Annotated in this window: 16 protein-coding genes and 1 tRNA gene; 3 read left to right on the top strand and 14 right to left on the bottom strand. The window is 69.4% G+C overall.

The annotated features are described in order from the left end of the window. Positions 1–16 precede the first annotated feature (16 nt). Entirely contained in the window at positions 17–1,012 is a 996-nt protein-coding gene (locus B043_RS0105765) for a homoserine dehydrogenase (protein WP_018461285.1), read from the bottom strand. Here B043_RS0105765 and queG point away from each other — a divergent pair. Then, complete coding sequence (queG, locus tag B043_RS0105760; protein ID WP_018461284.1) at positions 1,011–2,165, top strand: tRNA epoxyqueuosine(34) reductase QueG; 1,155 nt, start codon at positions 1,011–1,013, stop codon at positions 2,163–2,165. The two genes, B043_RS0105765 and queG, sit on opposite strands and share 2 nt — an antisense overlap. Here the strand turns inward: queG and B043_RS0105755 are convergent. Further along, positions 2,094–2,798 (bottom strand): metallophosphoesterase family protein, encoded by a 705-nt coding sequence (locus B043_RS0105755; RefSeq protein WP_018461283.1) that lies wholly within the window; start codon positions 2,796–2,798, stop codon positions 2,094–2,096. The two genes, queG and B043_RS0105755, sit on opposite strands and share 72 nt — an antisense overlap. 68 nt (positions 2,799–2,866) lie before the next feature. Here B043_RS0105755 and lnt point away from each other — a divergent pair, with 68 nt between their 5' ends. Continuing rightward, on the top strand, positions 2,867–4,201 hold the full coding sequence (lnt, locus tag B043_RS12635; protein ID WP_026234147.1) for an apolipoprotein N-acyltransferase: 1,335 nt from the start codon (positions 2,867–2,869) through the stop codon (positions 4,199–4,201). Beyond that, positions 4,180–4,267: transfer RNA gene (locus B043_RS0105745), tRNA-Leu, on the top strand. The genes lnt and B043_RS0105745 overlap by 22 nt, the downstream gene beginning before the upstream one ends. 23 nt (positions 4,268–4,290) lie before the next feature. Here the strand turns inward: B043_RS0105745 and B043_RS0105740 are convergent. The 12 genes from B043_RS0105740 to B043_RS0105685 all read right to left on the bottom strand — a co-directional run bounded on the left by B043_RS0105740 (position 4,291) and on the right by B043_RS0105685 (position 14,947). Then, positions 4,291–5,034, bottom strand: a complete 744-nt coding sequence (locus B043_RS0105740) for a YkoF family thiamine/hydroxymethylpyrimidine-binding protein (protein WP_018461282.1) — start codon at positions 5,032–5,034, stop codon at positions 4,291–4,293. Continuing rightward, complete coding sequence (locus B043_RS0105735) at positions 5,028–5,666, bottom strand: class I SAM-dependent methyltransferase (protein WP_018461281.1); 639 nt, start codon at positions 5,664–5,666, stop codon at positions 5,028–5,030. The genes B043_RS0105740 and B043_RS0105735 overlap by 7 nt, the downstream gene beginning before the upstream one ends. Before the next feature lie 4 nt (positions 5,667–5,670). Next, positions 5,671–7,257 carry an alpha-amylase family glycosyl hydrolase gene (locus B043_RS0105730; protein ID WP_018461280.1) on the bottom strand — a complete coding sequence of 529 codons (1,587 nt, stop codon included), beginning with the start codon at positions 7,255–7,257 and terminating at the stop codon, positions 5,671–5,673. A 9-nt stretch (positions 7,258–7,266) separates the two neighbouring features. Then, a complete protein-coding gene (locus B043_RS0105725; RefSeq protein ID WP_018461279.1) occupies positions 7,267–7,503 on the bottom strand; it encodes a DUF1653 domain-containing protein in 237 nt (78 codons plus the stop codon). Then, on the bottom strand, positions 7,490–8,455 hold the full coding sequence (ttuA, locus tag B043_RS0105720) for a tRNA-5-methyluridine(54) 2-sulfurtransferase (RefSeq protein ID WP_018461278.1): 966 nt from the start codon (positions 8,453–8,455) through the stop codon (positions 7,490–7,492). The genes B043_RS0105725 and ttuA overlap by 14 nt, the downstream gene beginning before the upstream one ends. Before the next feature lies 1 nt (position 8,456). Continuing rightward, a complete protein-coding gene (ttuB, locus tag B043_RS0105715) occupies positions 8,457–8,654 on the bottom strand; it encodes a sulfur carrier protein TtuB (RefSeq protein WP_016330024.1) in 198 nt (65 codons plus the stop codon). 4 nt (positions 8,655–8,658) lie between these two features. Then, positions 8,659–9,786 (bottom strand): acetoin utilization protein AcuC, encoded by a 1,128-nt coding sequence (locus B043_RS0105710; RefSeq protein ID WP_018461277.1) that lies wholly within the window; start codon positions 9,784–9,786, stop codon positions 8,659–8,661. Then, on the bottom strand, positions 9,780–10,406 hold the full coding sequence (locus B043_RS0105705) for an acetoin utilization AcuB family protein (protein WP_018461276.1): 627 nt from the start codon (positions 10,404–10,406) through the stop codon (positions 9,780–9,782). Before B043_RS0105705 ends, B043_RS0105710 begins: the two co-directional genes overlap by 7 nt. Positions 10,407–10,517: 111 nt before the next feature. Then, on the bottom strand, positions 10,518–11,501 hold the full coding sequence (locus B043_RS0105700) for an ABC transporter ATP-binding protein (protein WP_016330027.1): 984 nt from the start codon (positions 11,499–11,501) through the stop codon (positions 10,518–10,520). Next, complete coding sequence (locus tag B043_RS0105695) at positions 11,498–12,517, bottom strand: ABC transporter ATP-binding protein (protein ID WP_016330028.1); 1,020 nt, start codon at positions 12,515–12,517, stop codon at positions 11,498–11,500. The genes B043_RS0105700 and B043_RS0105695 overlap by 4 nt, the downstream gene beginning before the upstream one ends. A gap of 80 nt (positions 12,518–12,597) precedes the next feature. Then, the gene (locus tag B043_RS0105690) at positions 12,598–13,953 is read right to left on the bottom strand and encodes an ABC transporter permease (protein ID WP_018461275.1); all 1,356 of its coding nucleotides are present in this window, start codon (positions 13,951–13,953) and stop codon (positions 12,598–12,600) included. A gap of 10 nt (positions 13,954–13,963) precedes the next feature. Then, positions 13,964–14,947 carry an ABC transporter permease gene (locus tag B043_RS0105685; protein WP_016330030.1) on the bottom strand — a complete coding sequence of 328 codons (984 nt, stop codon included), beginning with the start codon at positions 14,945–14,947 and terminating at the stop codon, positions 13,964–13,966. Between the last annotated feature and the right edge of the window lie 39 nt (positions 14,948–14,986).

Below are 14,986 nucleotides of genomic sequence, written 5' to 3'. Positions count from 1 at the left end.
AAACCGCCCCCTCGGGTCAAGCCTCGGGGAAGGGGCGCCCCTCCCCCAGGGGCCCCTTGGCCAGGGGGGCGGGCCGGTGGCCGGGGGCCCCGGAGAGGAAGCGGAAGAGGTCCGCGAGGAGGCCGCTGGCCGTGGCCCCGCCCCCGGCCCCAGGGCCGGTGACGAAGACCTCCCCAAGGGGGGCGGTGCGCACCCATAGGGCGTTCCCCTTGGCCCGGGCCAGGGGGTGGTCCTCGGGGAGGCGGGCCGGGGCCACCCTGGCCCGCCACCTCCCCCCCTCCCCGTAGAGGCTGGCCAGGAGGCGCACCCTTTCCCCTTTCTCCCGGGCCCTTTCCAGGTCCTCCGGGGTGAGGGCGGTGATCCCCCGGGCCTCCACCGCCTGGAAAGGAAAGGCGGGGTCTATGAGGAGGCGGGCCAGGAGGGTGAGCTTGTGGGCGGCATCAATCCCCTCCACGTCCAGGGTGGGGTCGGCCTCGGCAAAGCCCAGGCGCTGGGCCTCCCCTAGGGCCTCCCCGTAGGTCCTTCCCCTTTCCATCTCCTGGAGGATGTAGAGGGTGGTGCCGTTCAGGATGCCGTGGAGCTCCAGCAGCTCGCTTCCCCTTAGGGTTTCCAGGAGGCTTAGGGCGGGGGTTCCCGCCATGACGCTGGCCTCGTGGTAGAGGAGCCCCTCCTCGGCAAAAGGGCGAAGCTCGGCCCAGGCCTCGGCCAGGAGGGCCTTGTTGGCGGTGATCACGGGGATCCCCGCCTCCAAAACGGGGCGGAGGAGCTGTAGGGGGGCCTCCACCCCCCCTAAGGCCTCCACCACCAGGTCGGCCTCGAGGAGGTCAAAGGGCTCGGTGTGGAGGAGCTCCTGGGGGATGGGCCGGGGCTTCGTCCTGTCCCGCACCAGGACCCCCAGGAACCGGGGCTCTACCCCGAGGGCCCGGAAGTCCTCCAGGCGCTCCAGGACCAGGGTGTAGAAGGCGCTCCCCACGGTCCCCCCTCCCAGGAGGGCGATCCTTAAGGCCTCCATGGGGGGATTATACGATGGGGGGGTGGAAGGGGCCAGGCGGCTTCTGGAGGAGGCGGCCCGGGAGGAGGGGCTCTTTTTCGCCTGGGCCCCCCTGGAGCTCCCTGAGGCGGCCAAAGCCCGCTACCGCGCCTGGCTGGAGGCGGGCCGCCAGGCGGGGATGGCCTACCTGGCCCGGGGGGTGGAGGAGAGGCTAGAGCCGAGAAGGCGCTTTCCCGAGGCCCATAGCGCCCTCCTCCTCTTTGCCCCCTACGCCCTGGAGGACCCCGGGGCCCCCAAGGGGGGCCTCCGGGTGGGCCGGGTGGCCCGCTACGCCTGGAGCCGGGACTACCACCTGGTCCTGGGGGAAAGCCTGACCCGCCTAGAGGGGGTGGCCCAGGCCCTCGGGGTTTGGGCCCGGGGCTATGTGGACCACGGGCCCCTGCCCGAGCGGAGCCTGGCCGCCCTCTCGGGGGCGGGGTGGGTGGGGAAAAGCGGGATGTTCCTCTCCCCCCAGTTCGGGGTCCACGCCTTCATCGGGGTGCTCCTCACCTCCTTGGAGGTGGCGGCCCCGCCCCCCCACCCCAGCCGCTGCGGGCGGTGCACCCGCTGCCTTTCCGCCTGCCCCACGGGGGCGCTTCCCGGGGACGGCACCCTGGAGGCGGGGCGGTGCGTGAGCTACCTGACCATTGAGCACAAGGGCCCCGTCCCGGAGGCCCTCTGGGAGGGCATCGGGGACTGGCTCTTCGGGTGCGACCTCTGCCAGGAGGTCTGCCCCTGGGGGCGGTTCGGAAAGGCCTGGGAACGGCTCCGCCCCGAGCCGGAGCTGGCCCACCCGGACCTTTTGGATTTCTTCCGCCTTTCGGGGCGGGCCTTCCAGAGGAAGTACCAGGGCACCGCCTTCCTCCGCGCGGGCCGGGCCCGCATGGCCCGGAACGCCCTCATCGTCCTGGCCAACCTGGGCCTGGGGGAACGCCTCATGGAGGAGGCCCTACGGGACCCCCACCCCCTGGTGCGGCGCACCGCCCTAAGGGCCCTCCACCGCCTGGGGCGGGAGGTGGGGGCCTTCCTCCGCTCCCCCGACGAGGCCTTGAGGGCCGAGGCTTTAGACCTCTTGGGGGAAGCGCCCGGTGCGGTAGACGGTCTCCAGGACGGGGGGCAGGTCCCAGGCCCTTAGGTCAAAGAGGAGGGGGCCCAGGTCGTAGGGCACCTTCAGGGCCTTGACCTCGAGGCTCTCCGTATCCACCACCAGGGCGTCCGCCCCCGGCTCCCCCGAGAGGGAAAGGCCCACGCTCCCCGGGTCCGCCACCAAACCCTGCCCCACCCGCCGGAGAAGGGGGAGGTGCCGCCCCCCCAGGAGGAGGATCCGGGCCCCGTAGCGGTCCATAAGCCCCTGGAAGGTGCGGGCCGGGCCCTGGAAGTCCAGCTGCGCCTCGGGCCGGCCGGGGGTGCCGTGGAAGGCCACCAGGCGCTTGTCCCCATAGGTGCGGCGGTGGGAGGCGCGGAGGGTGCGGAGGTAGGCGATCTCCTTCTCCGAAAGCTGGGCGCGGGTCCACTCCAGGGTGGCCCGGCCCACCCCCTCGGGGACGGCCCCGGGCATGGGGTAGGCCACCCTCAGGTCCCAGGCCCCGGCGATGGCCGAAAGCCCCTCGTCCAGAACCTTTCGGATCACCTGCTTGGGGTGGGGGCCGTAGCCCACCAGGTCCCCCAGGAGGAGGACCTCGTCCACGCCCTCCCCCCTTAAGGCCTCCAGGACCGCCTCCAGGGCGGGCAGGTTGGCGTGGAGGTCCGAGATGACCCCTAGGCGCATGGCCCCATTCTCCCATGCTTTCTACCAAACCCCTGTGAAAAGGGGGCCCGGGCCCTTATGGTAAGGGGGTGCGGGCCTTGGCCTTCGGCCTTCTCCTCGCCTTAAGCCTCCCCCCCTTCCCCCTGGGGCCTCTTTCCCCCCTGTTCCTGGCCCCCCTTCTCCAGGGGGGGTTCCGGGTGGGCTTCCTGGCGGGGCTTGGGTTCTGGGGGCTCCACCTCCTCTGGCTCCCCTGGAGCTTCGCGGAGAACTTCGGGCCCTGGGGGGCGGTGCCCTTCCTCCCCCTGGTGCTCTTCAAGGCCTTCACCTTGGGCCTCCTCTTCGCCCTCACCCCCACCCCCCTGGCCCGGGTGGGGGGGTGGGTGGTCCTGGAGTGGCTTTCGGAGCAGGGGGAGCTGGCCTTCCCCTGGGGCTTTTTGGGGTACAGCCTCCTCGAGGCCCCAGGCCGCCTCCTGGCCGCGCTTGGAGGGGTCTACCTCCTCTCCCTCCTGGTCCTCCTGGTGGCCCTGGGGCTTAGAGGGCGCTTCTACGCCGTCCTCCTCCCCTGGACCCTCCTCTGGCTCTTCCCCTTGCCCCCGGTTTCCCTCCCCCAAGAAAAGGCTCTCCTGGTCCAGGGGAACGTGAACCCCTTGCGGAAGGCCCAGGGGGAGCTGGACGAGGCGGTCTACCTAAGGCTCACGGAAGGGGGGCTTAAGGCCCACCCCGAGGCCCGGCTCGTGGTCTGGCCCGAGACCGCGGTATGGCGCCTCCCGGAAGGGGTGGACGCCCTTTTGGGGGAGCGCTTCCTCCTCACCGGGCTAAACCTCTTCGGCCCCAACCGGGCGGTGCTCTACGGGGGCGGGAAGGTCCTGGCCCACTACGACAAGACCCGGCTGGTGCCCTTTGGGGAGCGCTTCCCCTTCCGGGAGGCCCTAGGGGGGGTGTACGGCTTCTTCTTCCGGGCCTTCGGCCTGGGGGAGCTCTTAGACCGCACCCCAGGGGAGGCCCTACGGCCCCTTGGGCCCTACGGGGCCATGATCTGCTACGAGTCCGTCTTCCCCAGCGTGGCCCGGGGGCTGGTGCGGGAGGGGGCCCAGGCGCTGGTCCTCCTCACCAACGACGCCTGGTTCGGGCCCTCCTTTGGGGGCCTCCAGCACTTCGCCCTCGGGCGCTTAAGGGCGGTGGAGACGGGAAGGTGGCTCCTCCGGGCGGGGAACGACGGGGTGACCGCCGCCATAGACCCCCTGGGCCGGGTGGTGGCCCGGATTCCCCCCAAGGCGGAGGGCTTTCTCCTCGCCCCCTACGCCCTCCGGGACGGGGAAACCCCCTACGTGCGCCTTGGGGACTGGGCGGTGGGGGTGGCGTTGACCTTCTTCCTCCTCGGCCTTATCCTTAGGGTGCGCCCGCCGGGGTGGCGGAATCGGTAGACGCGGCAGACTCAAAATCTGTTGCCCGATGAGGGCGTGCGGGTTCGAGTCCCGCCCCCGGCACCAAAGGCCCCTTTGGGGGGCCTTTTTTATGCCCCGTACAGGGCCAGGGTGTACTCCTCCTCCAGGAAGAGGCGGGGTTCCCCCCCCAAGGCCTCCCGGAAGAGGGCCCTTAAGGCCTCGGGGGAAAGCCGGCGGGCAAGGGGCGGGCCCACCTCCTCCTCCCGGTAGGGCCACTCCAAGACGGCCACCCGCCGGGCCACCCGGGCCGCTTCCCGCAGGGCGGGGATGGGGTCCAGGTGGTGGAGGGCCAGGCCGAAGAAGGCCAGGTCAAAACTCCCGTCGGGGAAGGGAAGGGCCTCCGCCCGCCCCTCCACAAACCGGGCCCCGGGGACCTTGGCCCGGGCCACCTCCAGCCGGTCCGCCCGGGGGTCCAGGCCCACGGTGAAAAGGCCGAGCTCCTGGAAGGCCCCGGCGAAGACCCCGGTGCCGGTGCCGATGTCCAGGACGCTTTTGGCCTGCAACCCCTCCAGGGCCTTCCTCGCCACCCCCAGGGGGTTAAAGCGCCGAAGCCGGTCCGGCCTGCGGAAGGGGTCTTGGGCCTCGCAGGCGTTGGTGAGGAGGGCCCAGAGCACCAAAGCCCCTTCCCCGGCCGCTTCCTCGTAGGCCGCCCGCAACGCCCGGAAGACGGCCTCCGCCTCTCCCCAAAGCTCCGTATGGGTGGGGAGGACCCGGTGGTCCACCCCCGCCTTCCCCAGGGCCTCCAGGGCCTTTTCCACCGCCTTGTAGTCCCCCTGGAGGAGGGGGTAGAGGGCGAAGAGGGCCTTCACCATCTCCCCAAGTATAGGGCGGGGCGGTTCCCCGCCCTCCGGCCCGCCCGGTCCGCCTCCGGGAAGGGGGGGTGGGCCTCGGGGGCCAGGAAGACCGCCTCCCCTTCGGCCACCGGAGGCCCCAGAAGGGCCTGGAGGTCCTCCCGGGCGAGGAAGCGGGCCTGGGCCCAAGGGGGCACGCCCCTTTCCGAAAGCCTCCGGTAAAGGGCCGCCCAGGGGGAGAGGGCCTCCAGGACCCCCACCACCAGGGCCCCGCCCGGCCTCAGGACCCGCCTGGCCTCCTCCAAGGCCCTCTCCACGTCCTCCACGAACTCCAGCACCGTGAAGAGGAGGACCACGTCAAAGCTGCCCTCAGGAAAAGGCAGGGCCTCGGCCCGCCCCAGGACCCACTCCGCCTCGGGGGTCCGCGCCCTCCCCACCCGGAGCATGGCCGGGGAGGCCTCGAGGCCCACCCTCCTGGGGTAGGGGAGGCGCCGGAGCCACCAGCCCGTGCCCGCCCCCACCTCCAGGAGGCTTTCCCCCGGGGGAAGGAGGGCCCTTAAGGCCCTTTCCTCCTCGCCGATGACGTAGGCCCCCAGGGGGGTCTCGTACCAGGCCTCGTAGGCCTCCGCCAGGGGGGCGAAGGGGTCCTCCACGCCTTCAGTCTAGGCGGAGGACCACCCCCTCGTGGGGCCTCAAGAGGAGCCTCCCCCCCACCCCCTCCTCCCGGTCCAGGTGGGTGGAGAGGACCACCCGCCCCCCCCTGGGCAGGTCCAGGGCCCTTTCCTTGTCCGTGAAGTTGAGGGCCACGAGCCACCCCTCCCCCCGGAGGTAGGCGTAGACCCCCCCTTCCGCCCGGTGGGTGCGGTAGGCCCCGTAGAGGAGCTCTTTGTCCTTCCTCAGGGCGATGAGGCGCTTCACCAGGTTCAGCATGGAGCGGGGGTCTTGCTCCTCTAGGGCCACGTTCCGCGTGGGGTAGTCGGGGTTTACGGGAAGCCAGGGCTCGGCGGTGGAAAAGCCCGCATAGGGGGAGGCGTCCCACTGCATGGGGGTGCGGCAGGGGTCGCGGCCCGGGGGGAGGCCGTGCTCCCCTTTCCGGCCCCGTTGCCTAAGGGCCGCGGGGTCCTGCACCTTCTCCCAGGGGATCTCCCCGTTCACCATCCCGAGCTCGTCCCCGTAGTACCAGGTGGGGGTGCCCCTTAGGGTGAAGAGGAGGACCGCCGCCACCCGGGCCTGGGCCTCGCCGATCCTCGAGGCCACCCGGGGTTGGTCGTGGTTCCCCAGGACCCAGTTGGGCCAGTCCCAGGGGGTGAGGAGGCTCTCGTACTCCTCCACGATGCGGGCGATGTTCTCGGGCCGCCAGTCCACGAGGCCCCGGAAGATGAGGTGGAAGTTAAAGGGCAGGTGGCAGCCCGCCTGGTAGTAGCGCACCAGCTGGGGGAAGGGGAGGTAGATCTCCCCCACCATGACCCGCTCCCGCCCCGCTTCCGAGAACTCGTCCAGGACGTAGCGCATCTCCCGCACGTAGGCGTGGGTTTCGGGCTGGTCCTCCATGTGAATATGGAGGTGGCGGCCCCGGTCCCACATCCCCGGGCGCCAGTCGGGGTTGCCGGGCTCGTCCCGGAGGAGGAGGTCCTCGGCGAGAAGCCAGAGGGTGTCCACCCGGAACCCGTCCACCCCAAGCCTTAGCCAGAAGCGCATGACCTCGTGGATGGCCGCCCGCACCTCGGGGTTGCGCCAGTTGAGGTCGGGCTGCTCGGGGAGGAACTGGTGGAGGTAGTACTGGCCCGTCCTTTCGTCAAAGGTCCAGGCGGGGCCGCCGAAGAAGCTCTGCCAGTTGTTGGGGGGGCCGCCATGGGGCGCGGGGTCGGCCCAGACGTACCAGTCCCGCTTGGGATTGTCCCGGGAGGACCGGGACTCCAAAAACCAGGGGTGCTGGTCCGAGGTGTGGTTGGGGACGAGGTCAATGAGGACCCGAAGCCCTAAGCGGTGGGCCTCCTCCAGAAGGCGCCTAAAGTCCTCCAGGGTCCCGAAGATGGGGTCCACGTCGCAGTAGTCGGCCACGTCGTAGCCGAAGTCCTTCATGGGGCTTTTGTAGAAGGGGGAAAGCCAGAGGGCGTCCACCCCCAAGCCCTTGAGGTAGGGAAGCCGCCTCCTAATCCCCTCCAGGTCCCCGATGCCGTCCCCGTTGGCGTCCTGGAAGCTCCGGGGGTAGATCTGGTAGATCACCGCCTCTTTCCACCACATGCCCCGAGTCTACACCCCGGGGTGGAAGGGCTCCTCCCCCACCCACTGGAAGCGGGGCACCGCCCGCCCCTCCACCCAGACGGGGGCCAGGAAGAGGGCCAGGGGGCGGACCCAGTACCCCTTCTCCCCGTAGAGGGCCTGGTAGACCACCATCTCCTCCTCCGTTTCCGAGTGGCGGGCCAGGAAGAGGACCCGGTAAAGCCCCCCCTTGTAGTGGCGGTACACCCCCGGCCTAAGGCCCCACACGGCTGGGCTCCACCTTCGGGCGGAACTGGGCCTCCTCGGGGAGGAGGCGGCGCTTCTTGGCCCGCCTATAGACCGCGTCCCACATGCGGCAGAAGGAGCAGACCGCCCCCGTGGTGGGGTAGCCGCAGCGCTCGCACTCCCGTAAGGGGGGGTCCTCCCCTTTCAAGTAGGGCTGGATTTTGTCCAGGAAACCCTCCAGGAAGCGGAGCTTGGCCCCGGGGAGGTTCTTCTCCACCAGGTTCAGGGCCTCCTTGTAGAGGAGGCTCTTCGCCCCCTTGGCGTTGGGGCACTCCTCGTGCAGGAAGGGGATGCCCCTTAGGAGGGTGTAGGAGAGGACCTCCCGCTCGGAGAAGCGGTAGAAGGGCTTGATGCGGGCGGCGAGGCCGGGCTTTTCGGGCAGGACGGGCCCCTGGCGCACCAAGGCGTCCTCCTGGGGGTTCAGGAGGTTTCCGAAGAGGACCGCGGCCTCGTCGTCCAGGTTGTGGCCCGTGGCCACCACCCGGAAGCCCTCCTCCACGGCCACCTGGTTGATGATGTAGCGCTTGGAAAGCCCGCAGGCGGAGCAGGCCACCCGCCCCGAAAGCTCCGCCAGCTCCGGCACCCCGAAGCCGAAGGCCCCCTTGAGGTCCACCACCAGGAGGGGGAGGCCCCTTTCCTCCGCGAAGCGGCGGGTGACCTCGAGGCTCCTTTCGGAGTACGCCCCAATCCCAAGCTCCAGGTGGAGCCCCACCGCCTGGTAGCCCAGCCGGTGGAGGACGTCCCAAAGGGCCAGGGAGTCCTTCCCCCCCGAGACCGCCACCAGGACCCTCTCCCCAGGGCTTAGCATCCGGTGGCGGCGGATGGCCCGCTCCGTTTCCTTAAGGAACCACTCCAGGTAGTGCTCCCGGCAGAGGGCAAGCCCCCGCCCCCTTAGCTCCACCTGGGCCTTGGCCTCGCAGAACTTGCAGCGCACCCTAGCCCCCCGAGATGGCGGAGAGGACCTCCACGGTTTCCCCTTCCCCCACCCAGTCCTCGAGGGTGAGGAGCTCCTCGTTCCGGATGGCCACCACGGTCTCGGGGTTCACCCCCGCCTCTTCCAAAATGGCCCTGAGGGGCCGCCCCCCGGAAAGCTCCAGCTCCTTGCGCTCGGGAAGGCGCAGGATCAGCCTCATCCCCCTAGTCTACCAGGTGGGGCGCGGCAAGCTCCAGGAGGCGGCGCAGGGTGAGGCGGTTCCGCTCGGCGATCTCCGCCCTCCGGGGGATCTCCGGGTAGGGGCCCTCGGGGTCGTGGAGGGTGGGGGTGAGGGGGGCCCCAAGCCGCTCCTCCCACGCCCGAAGCCAACCCTCCGGCAAGCGTTCGGGGAGGGGCAGGCCGTGGAAGAGGTGGTAGAGGAGGGTCCAGACCCGCACCGTGGCGTCCAAGCTGTACCCGCCCCCCAGGGTGAGGAGGACCCTCCCCCCCGCGTAGGCCTCCGCGTACTCCAGGATGAGGCGGAAGAGGGCCTCGTAGGCCCGGGTGGTGAGGAGGAGGTCCGCCAGGGGGTCTTGGTAATGGGCGTCCGCCCCCGCCTGGACCACCAGCACATCGGGCCGGAAGGCCTCTAGGGCCCAAGGGACGAGGGCCTGGAAGATCTCCAGGTAGCTCCCGTCCTCGGTAAAAGGCTCCAGGGGGAGGTTGAGCTTCCGCCCCAGGCCCGCCCCCCGGCCGAGCTCGTGGATGTGCCCCGTGCCGGGAAAGAGGTAGCGGCCGGACTCGTGGAGGCTTAGGGTGAGGACCTCGGCCTCTTCGTAGTGGATCCACTGCACCCCGTCCCCGTGGTGGACGTCTATATCCAGGTAGGCCACCTTTAGCCCCGCCCGGGTGAGGTGGCGGATGGCCACGGAAAGGTCGTTGTAGACGCAAAACCCCGAGGCCCGGTCGTACTGGGCGTGGTGGAGGCCGCCTCCAAGCTGGAGCACCCGCTTTTCCCCCGCCAACATCCGCCTCGCCCCCTCCAACGTGCCCCCCACCAGGATCCGGGCCGCCCGGTCCATGCCGGGGAAGACGGGGGTGTCCCCCGTGCCCAGGCCGTAGTGCTCCAGGTCCGCCACCTTTTCCCCCCGGCTCGCCGCCTCCACCCGCCGCACCAGCCGCTCGGAGTGGACCGTGAGGACCTCCTCCCGGGTGGCCTCCGGGGGCGCAAGGGGAGGGCGCCACACCCCTAGGGCCTCCAGGAGGGAGGTGAGCATCTCCAGACGCAGGGGGCTAAAGGGGTGGGTGGGGCCGAAGTTGTAGAGGCGGTACTCGTCCCGGTAGATCACCATGGCTTCTTGGGCGGCCAGACCACGTCAAACCCCGCTTCCCTTAAGGCCTGGGCCAGGAGGTGGGTTTCCAGGGTGTTCACCCGCACCACCGCCCGCACGTAGTCCCCGTCCTCGGGGTAGGAGAGGAGGGAGTGGATGTTCACCCCCCGCCCCGCCAGGAAGCCGGTGAGCCGGGCGAGCTCCCCCACCCGGTCGGGGAGGCGGACCTCGAGGCGCCCCGAGGGCTCCGTGACCCCCGTGAGCTTGAGGAGGGCGTCCAGGAGGTCGATCCCGGTGACGATCCCCACCAGCTCCTCCCCCTCCAGCACCGGGAGGGAGCCGATCTTCCGCTCCCGCATGACCCGGGCCGCCTCCTCCACGGGGTCCAGGGGGTGGGCGGTGACCACCCCCTTGGTCATCACCTCCCCCACCTGGGTGCACCCCGGGCAGGGGCCCTTGGGGTTCAGGTGGCTGGTGGCCAGGCGGATATCCCGGTCGGTGACGATGCCCACCAGCCTCCCCCCCTCCACCACGGGCAGGTGGCGGATGCCCCGCTCCAAAAGAAGCCGGTAGGCCTCCTCCAGGGTGGTTTCCGGCCCCACGGTGAGGACCGGCCCCTTCATCACGTCCTTCACCAGCATGCCCTAAGCCTAACACCAAACCCCCAGGGGGACTCCCTGGGGGTTTGGCGCCCCACTAGGGGGTTACTCCCTTTTGGGGCCGCTACCGAAGCTTTCGCTTCGGCGGGGTGCTTAGAGGATGTCGTCCCGGATGCAGGCCTTGAAGTGCCCGGGGGCCACCTCCTTGAGCTCGGGTACGGTGTGGGCGCACTCGGGCAGGGCGTAGCGGCAGCGGGTGCGGAAGACGCACCCCGAGGGGGGGTTGATGGGGGAGGGGATGTCCCCCTGGAGGACGATGCGCTCCCGCTTCACCGTGGGGTCGGGGATGGGCACCGCGGAGAGGAGGGCCTCGGTGTAGGGGTGCTTGGGGTTGCGGTAGAGCTCCCGGGAGGAGGCCAGCTCCATGACCTTCCCCAGGTACATCACCGCCACCCGGTCGGAGATGTACTCCACCACCGCCAGGTCGTGGGCGATGAAGAGGAGGGTGAGCCCGAGCTCCTCCTTGAGGTCCTGGAGGAGGTTCACCACCTGGGCCTGGATGGAGACGTCCAGGGCGGAGACGGGCTCGTCCGCCACGATGAACTCCGGGGCCACCGCCAGGGCGCGGGCGATGCCGATGCGCTGGCGCTGCCCGCCGGAGAACTCATGGGGGTAGCGGCGCATGTGGTCGGGGGAAAGGCCCACGAGCTTCAAAAGCTCCGCCACCCTTTCGGTGCGCTCCTTGGGGTCCTTGGCCAGGCCGTGGATGATGAGGGGCTCGGCGATGATGTCCCCTACGGTCATCCGGGGGTTAAGGGAGCTGAAGGGGTCCTGGAAGATGATCTGCATGCGGCGGCGGTAGGGGCGGAGCCTGTCCTTGGGGAGCTCGGTGATGTCCTCCCCCCCGAAGAAGATCCGCCCCCCCGTGGGCTCGATGAGCCTTAAAAGGGTGCGGCCCACGGTGGTCTTGCCGCTTCCCGACTCCCCCACCAGGCCCAGGACCTCGCCCTTTTTGATGGCGAAGGACACCCCGTCCACCGCCTTCACGCTCCCCACCACCCGGGAGAGGATGCCCCCCCGGATGGGGAAGTGCTTTTGGAGGTCCTTGACCTCCACGAGGACGTTGTCCGCCTTCATGCCCTAACCTCCCGGATCTCCTTCCAGCGCACGCACCGCACCTGGCGCCCGTCCCCGGTGTCCTCCAAGGGGGGCACCTCCCGGTCGCAGAGGCCCTCCACGTAGTGCTTGCACCGGGGATGGAAGGCGCACCCCGGGGGGAGGTAGAGGGGGTTGGGGACGTTGCCGGGGATGGCCTCGAGGCGCTCCTTGTGCTCCGCGGCCAGGTCCAGCCGGGGCACGGAGTGGAGGAGGCCCCGGGTGTAGGGGTGGAGGGGGTCCTTGAAGAGGGGGACCACGTCCGCCTCCTCCACCGCCCGGCCCGCGTACATGACCACCACCCGGTCGGCCATCTCCGCCACCACCCCCAGGTTGTGGGTGATGAAGAGGATGCTCATCTTGAGCTCCTCCTGGAGCTTCTTCATGAGCTCCAGGATCTGGGCCTGGATGGTCACGTCCAAGGCGGTGGTGGGCTCGTCGGCGATGAGGAGGGAGGGGTTGCAGGACAGGGCCATGGCGATCATCACCCGCTGCCGCATCCCCCCGGACATCTGGTGGGGGTAGTTGGCGAGGCGCTTTTTGGGCTCGGGAATCCCCACCAGGTTCAGCATCTCCGCCGCCAGCTCCATGGCCTCCTTGCGGCTTTTCCCCTGGTGGAGCATGATGGCCTCGGCGATCTGGTCCCCCACCGTGTACACCGGGTTCAGGGAGGTCATGGGCTCCTGGAAGATCATGGCGATGTCGTTGCCCCGGATCCTCCGCATCTCCGCCTCGGAGAGCTTGGTGAGGTCCTTAACCTGCCCGTCCTTCCCCCGGAAGAGGATCTCCCCGCCCACGATGCGCCCCGGAGGGGTAGGGATGAGGCGCATGATGGCCAAGGAGGTGACGCTCTTCCCCGAGCCCGACTCCCCCACCACGGCCAGGGTTTCCCCCTTGTCGATGTGGAAGGAAACCCCGTCCACCGCCTTCACCACCCCGTCGTCGGTGAAGAAGTGGACCTTGAGGTCCTTCACCTCTAAAAGCCGGTTTTGGTCCATGCCTGCTCCTTGCCTCTCATGGGCCTAGGCCCCGAAAACACCTCAACCGTTATACGGCATACTCGGTCAAAAGAGAAGACCTACTGCCGCCTTCGGGGGTCAAAGGCGTCCCGAAGCCCATCCCCCAGGAAGTTCCAGGACAAAATAGAAAGGAAGATAAAGAACCCCGGCCACAGCACCCAGGGGCGGTCGGTGAAGCTGGCAAACCCCCCCTGCTGGGCCGCCTGGAGGAGGAGCCCCCAGCTGGTGTAGGGCTCCGTGACCCCAAGCCCCAGGAAGGAAAGCCCCGACTCCCCCAGGATAAACCCGGGAATGGTGAGGGAAAGGCTCACGATCACGTAGCTGGCGGTGGCGGGGAGCACGTGGCGGGCGATGATGCGCCCGTCGGAGGCCCCCAGGGCCCGGGCGGCCTGCACGTAGTCCATCTCCCGCACGGAAAGGACGATCCCCCGCACCACCCGGGCCAGCCCCCCCCAGCCGATGAAGCCCAAAAGGCCCACCACCAGGTAGAAGGTGAGGAGGGGGTCGATGTTCGTGGGGAAGACGGCCCTTAAGGAGATGAGGAGGAAGAGGCTCGGGACGGCGGCGATGATCTCCACGGTGCGCATGATGAGGTCGTCGGGGTCCAGACGGATGGGTTCGCGGAACACCTTGCGAAGGACGGCGTAAGCCCCAAAGAGGCCAAAGAGGAGGATGGCCCCGTCCACCCCGTAGCTCCAAAGCCCCCGCACCGGGGTGATGCGCACGAAGGTCCAGGCCAGGTAGAGCACCCCTAAGGCCGCCCCCAGCCAGAGGAGAAGGCTTAGGGGACCGAAGAAGGCCCCCAGCCCCCGCCAGAGCCTGGGGGGCAGGGAAAGGGCGAAGGGCCGCCCGGAGAAGTAGCCCGCAATGCCCCCAAGGAGAAGGCCTAGGAAGAAGGAGACCACCGCGGAGAGGATGCCGATGGTGAGGGAGACCTGGGCCCCGTAGACGATGCGGCTAAAGAGGTCACGGCCGAAGTTGTCCGTGCCCATGAGGAAGATGCGCCCGGGAGGGTCCACCCCGAAGAGGCGGAGGTCCGCCTTGAAGAGGCGGAAGACGGTGTAGGGCTGCTCCGGGGTGCGAACGAAGAAGCGGAGGTAGAACTTCCCTTGGGAAGGGTCCTCCTGGTAGCGGGGCTGGAGGGTGACGGGGTCAATGGTGCGCACCGTGGCGTAGACGAAGGGGCGGGAGAGCCGGCCCGTCTCCGGGTCCCGGAAGTGAATGCGGGTGGGGGGATGATTGCCCTTAGGAGGGTAGAGCTCGTAGAAGTTGGGGTCGTAGGGGCTGAAAAACCCCGCAAAGGCGGCCATCAGGTAGAGGACGAGGAGGATCCTTCCCCCCCAGACCGCCAGGCGGTGCTTGCGGAACTGGTGCCAGACCAGCTGGGCGCGGGTGGTGGCGGGTTTAGCGGTCACAGGGCACCTCCTACTCGTAGCGGATCCTGGGGTCCACCCAGGCCAGAAGCAGGTCGGAAAGCAGGTTGCCCACCATGAGGAGCACCAGGCTCACGGTGAGGAACCCGGCGATCACGTAAAGGTCCTGGTTGGCCACCGCGTCCAGGAAAAAGGGGGTGATGCCCGGCCAGGCCATGACCACCTCCACAAAGCCCGCCCCGGAGATGAGGCCGGGGAGGAGGCCCCCCAAGGTGGCCACAAAGGGGATGACCGCGTTGCGGAAGGCGTGCTTGTAGATCACCGCCCGCTCGGCCAAGCCCTTGGCCCGGGCGGTGCGGATGTAGTCCTGGGACAAGACCTCGAGCATCTGCCCCCGCATGAGGCGGGAAAGCCCGGCGATGTCGTTGGCCGTGGCCACCAGGACCGGCACCACCGCGTGCCAGGCGATGTCCAGGATCTGGCGCAGGGGGGGCATCTGCTCAAAGCCGCTGCTGGTCATGCCGGACACGGGAAAGAGGAGGGTGCCGGTGGCGAACTTAATCTGCAGGAGGACGTAGATGGCGATGAGGGCCAGGAAGAAGCTGGGCACGGAAAGGCCCACGTAGGCCAAGAAGGAGAGGACCCGGTCCCCCAGGGTGTAGGGGCGGAGGGCCCCGTAGACCCCCACGGGGATGGCCACCAGGTACAAGAGGACCGTGGAGGGGATGACGATGACCATGGAGTTCAGCACCCGGGGCCAGATGACCTCCAAAACCGGGGCCTGGTAGGCGAAGGAGTAGCCCAGGTTCAGGTGGAAGAGGTTGTTCATCCAGAGGAGGTACTGCTCGTAAACGGGGCGGTCTAAGCCGAACTGGGCCCTCAGGCGGGCGATGGTCTCCGGGGTGACCTTGGGGTCCAGTTCCAGCTGGGTGAGGTAGTCCCCCGGGGCCATCTGGATGATGAGGAAGGCCAGGAAGGTGGCCCCAAAGAAGGTGGGGATGAGGTAGAGGACGCGGCGGAGGATGTAGGCGGTCATGGCGTCTGGCAAAGGGTCCCCGGGGCCAGGTGGCCCCGG

This window comes from Thermus oshimai DSM 12092 (assembly GCF_000373145.1).
In the GTDB taxonomy this organism is placed as follows: Bacteria; Deinococcota; Deinococci; order Deinococcales; family Thermaceae; genus Thermus; species Thermus oshimai.
This window is presented reverse-complemented; position numbering and strand designations above follow the sequence as displayed.

Excerpts from the sequence above, each read along its gene's own strand:
- queG (WP_018461284.1), top strand. The coding sequence starts at position 1,011 with ATGGGGGGATTATACGATGGGGGGGTGGAAGGGGCCAGGCGGCTTCTG.
- B043_RS0105765 (WP_018461285.1), bottom strand. The coding sequence starts at position 1,012 with ATGGAGGCCTTAAGGATCGCCCTCCTGGGAGGGGGGACCGTGGGGAGC.
- B043_RS0105755 (WP_018461283.1), bottom strand. The coding sequence starts at position 2,798 with ATGCGCCTAGGGGTCATCTCGGACCTCCACGCCAACCTGCCCGCCCTG.
- B043_RS0105740 (WP_018461282.1), bottom strand. The coding sequence starts at position 5,034 with ATGGTGAAGGCCCTCTTCGCCCTCTACCCCCTCCTCCAGGGGGACTAC.
- B043_RS0105730 (WP_018461280.1), bottom strand. The coding sequence starts at position 7,257 with ATGTGGTGGAAAGAGGCGGTGATCTACCAGATCTACCCCCGGAGCTTC.
- ttuB (WP_016330024.1), bottom strand. The coding sequence starts at position 8,654 with ATGAGGCTGATCCTGCGCCTTCCCGAGCGCAAGGAGCTGGAGCTTTCC.
- B043_RS0105710 (WP_018461277.1), bottom strand. The coding sequence starts at position 9,786 with ATGGTGATCTACCGGGACGAGTACCGCCTCTACAACTTCGGCCCCACC.
- B043_RS0105705 (WP_018461276.1), bottom strand. The coding sequence starts at position 10,406 with ATGCTGGTGAAGGACGTGATGAAGGGGCCGGTCCTCACCGTGGGGCCG.
- B043_RS0105700 (WP_016330027.1), bottom strand. The coding sequence starts at position 11,501 with ATGAAGGCGGACAACGTCCTCGTGGAGGTCAAGGACCTCCAAAAGCAC.
- B043_RS0105695 (WP_016330028.1), bottom strand. The coding sequence starts at position 12,517 with ATGGACCAAAACCGGCTTTTAGAGGTGAAGGACCTCAAGGTCCACTTC.
- B043_RS0105685 (WP_016330030.1), bottom strand. The coding sequence starts at position 14,947 with ATGACCGCCTACATCCTCCGCCGCGTCCTCTACCTCATCCCCACCTTC.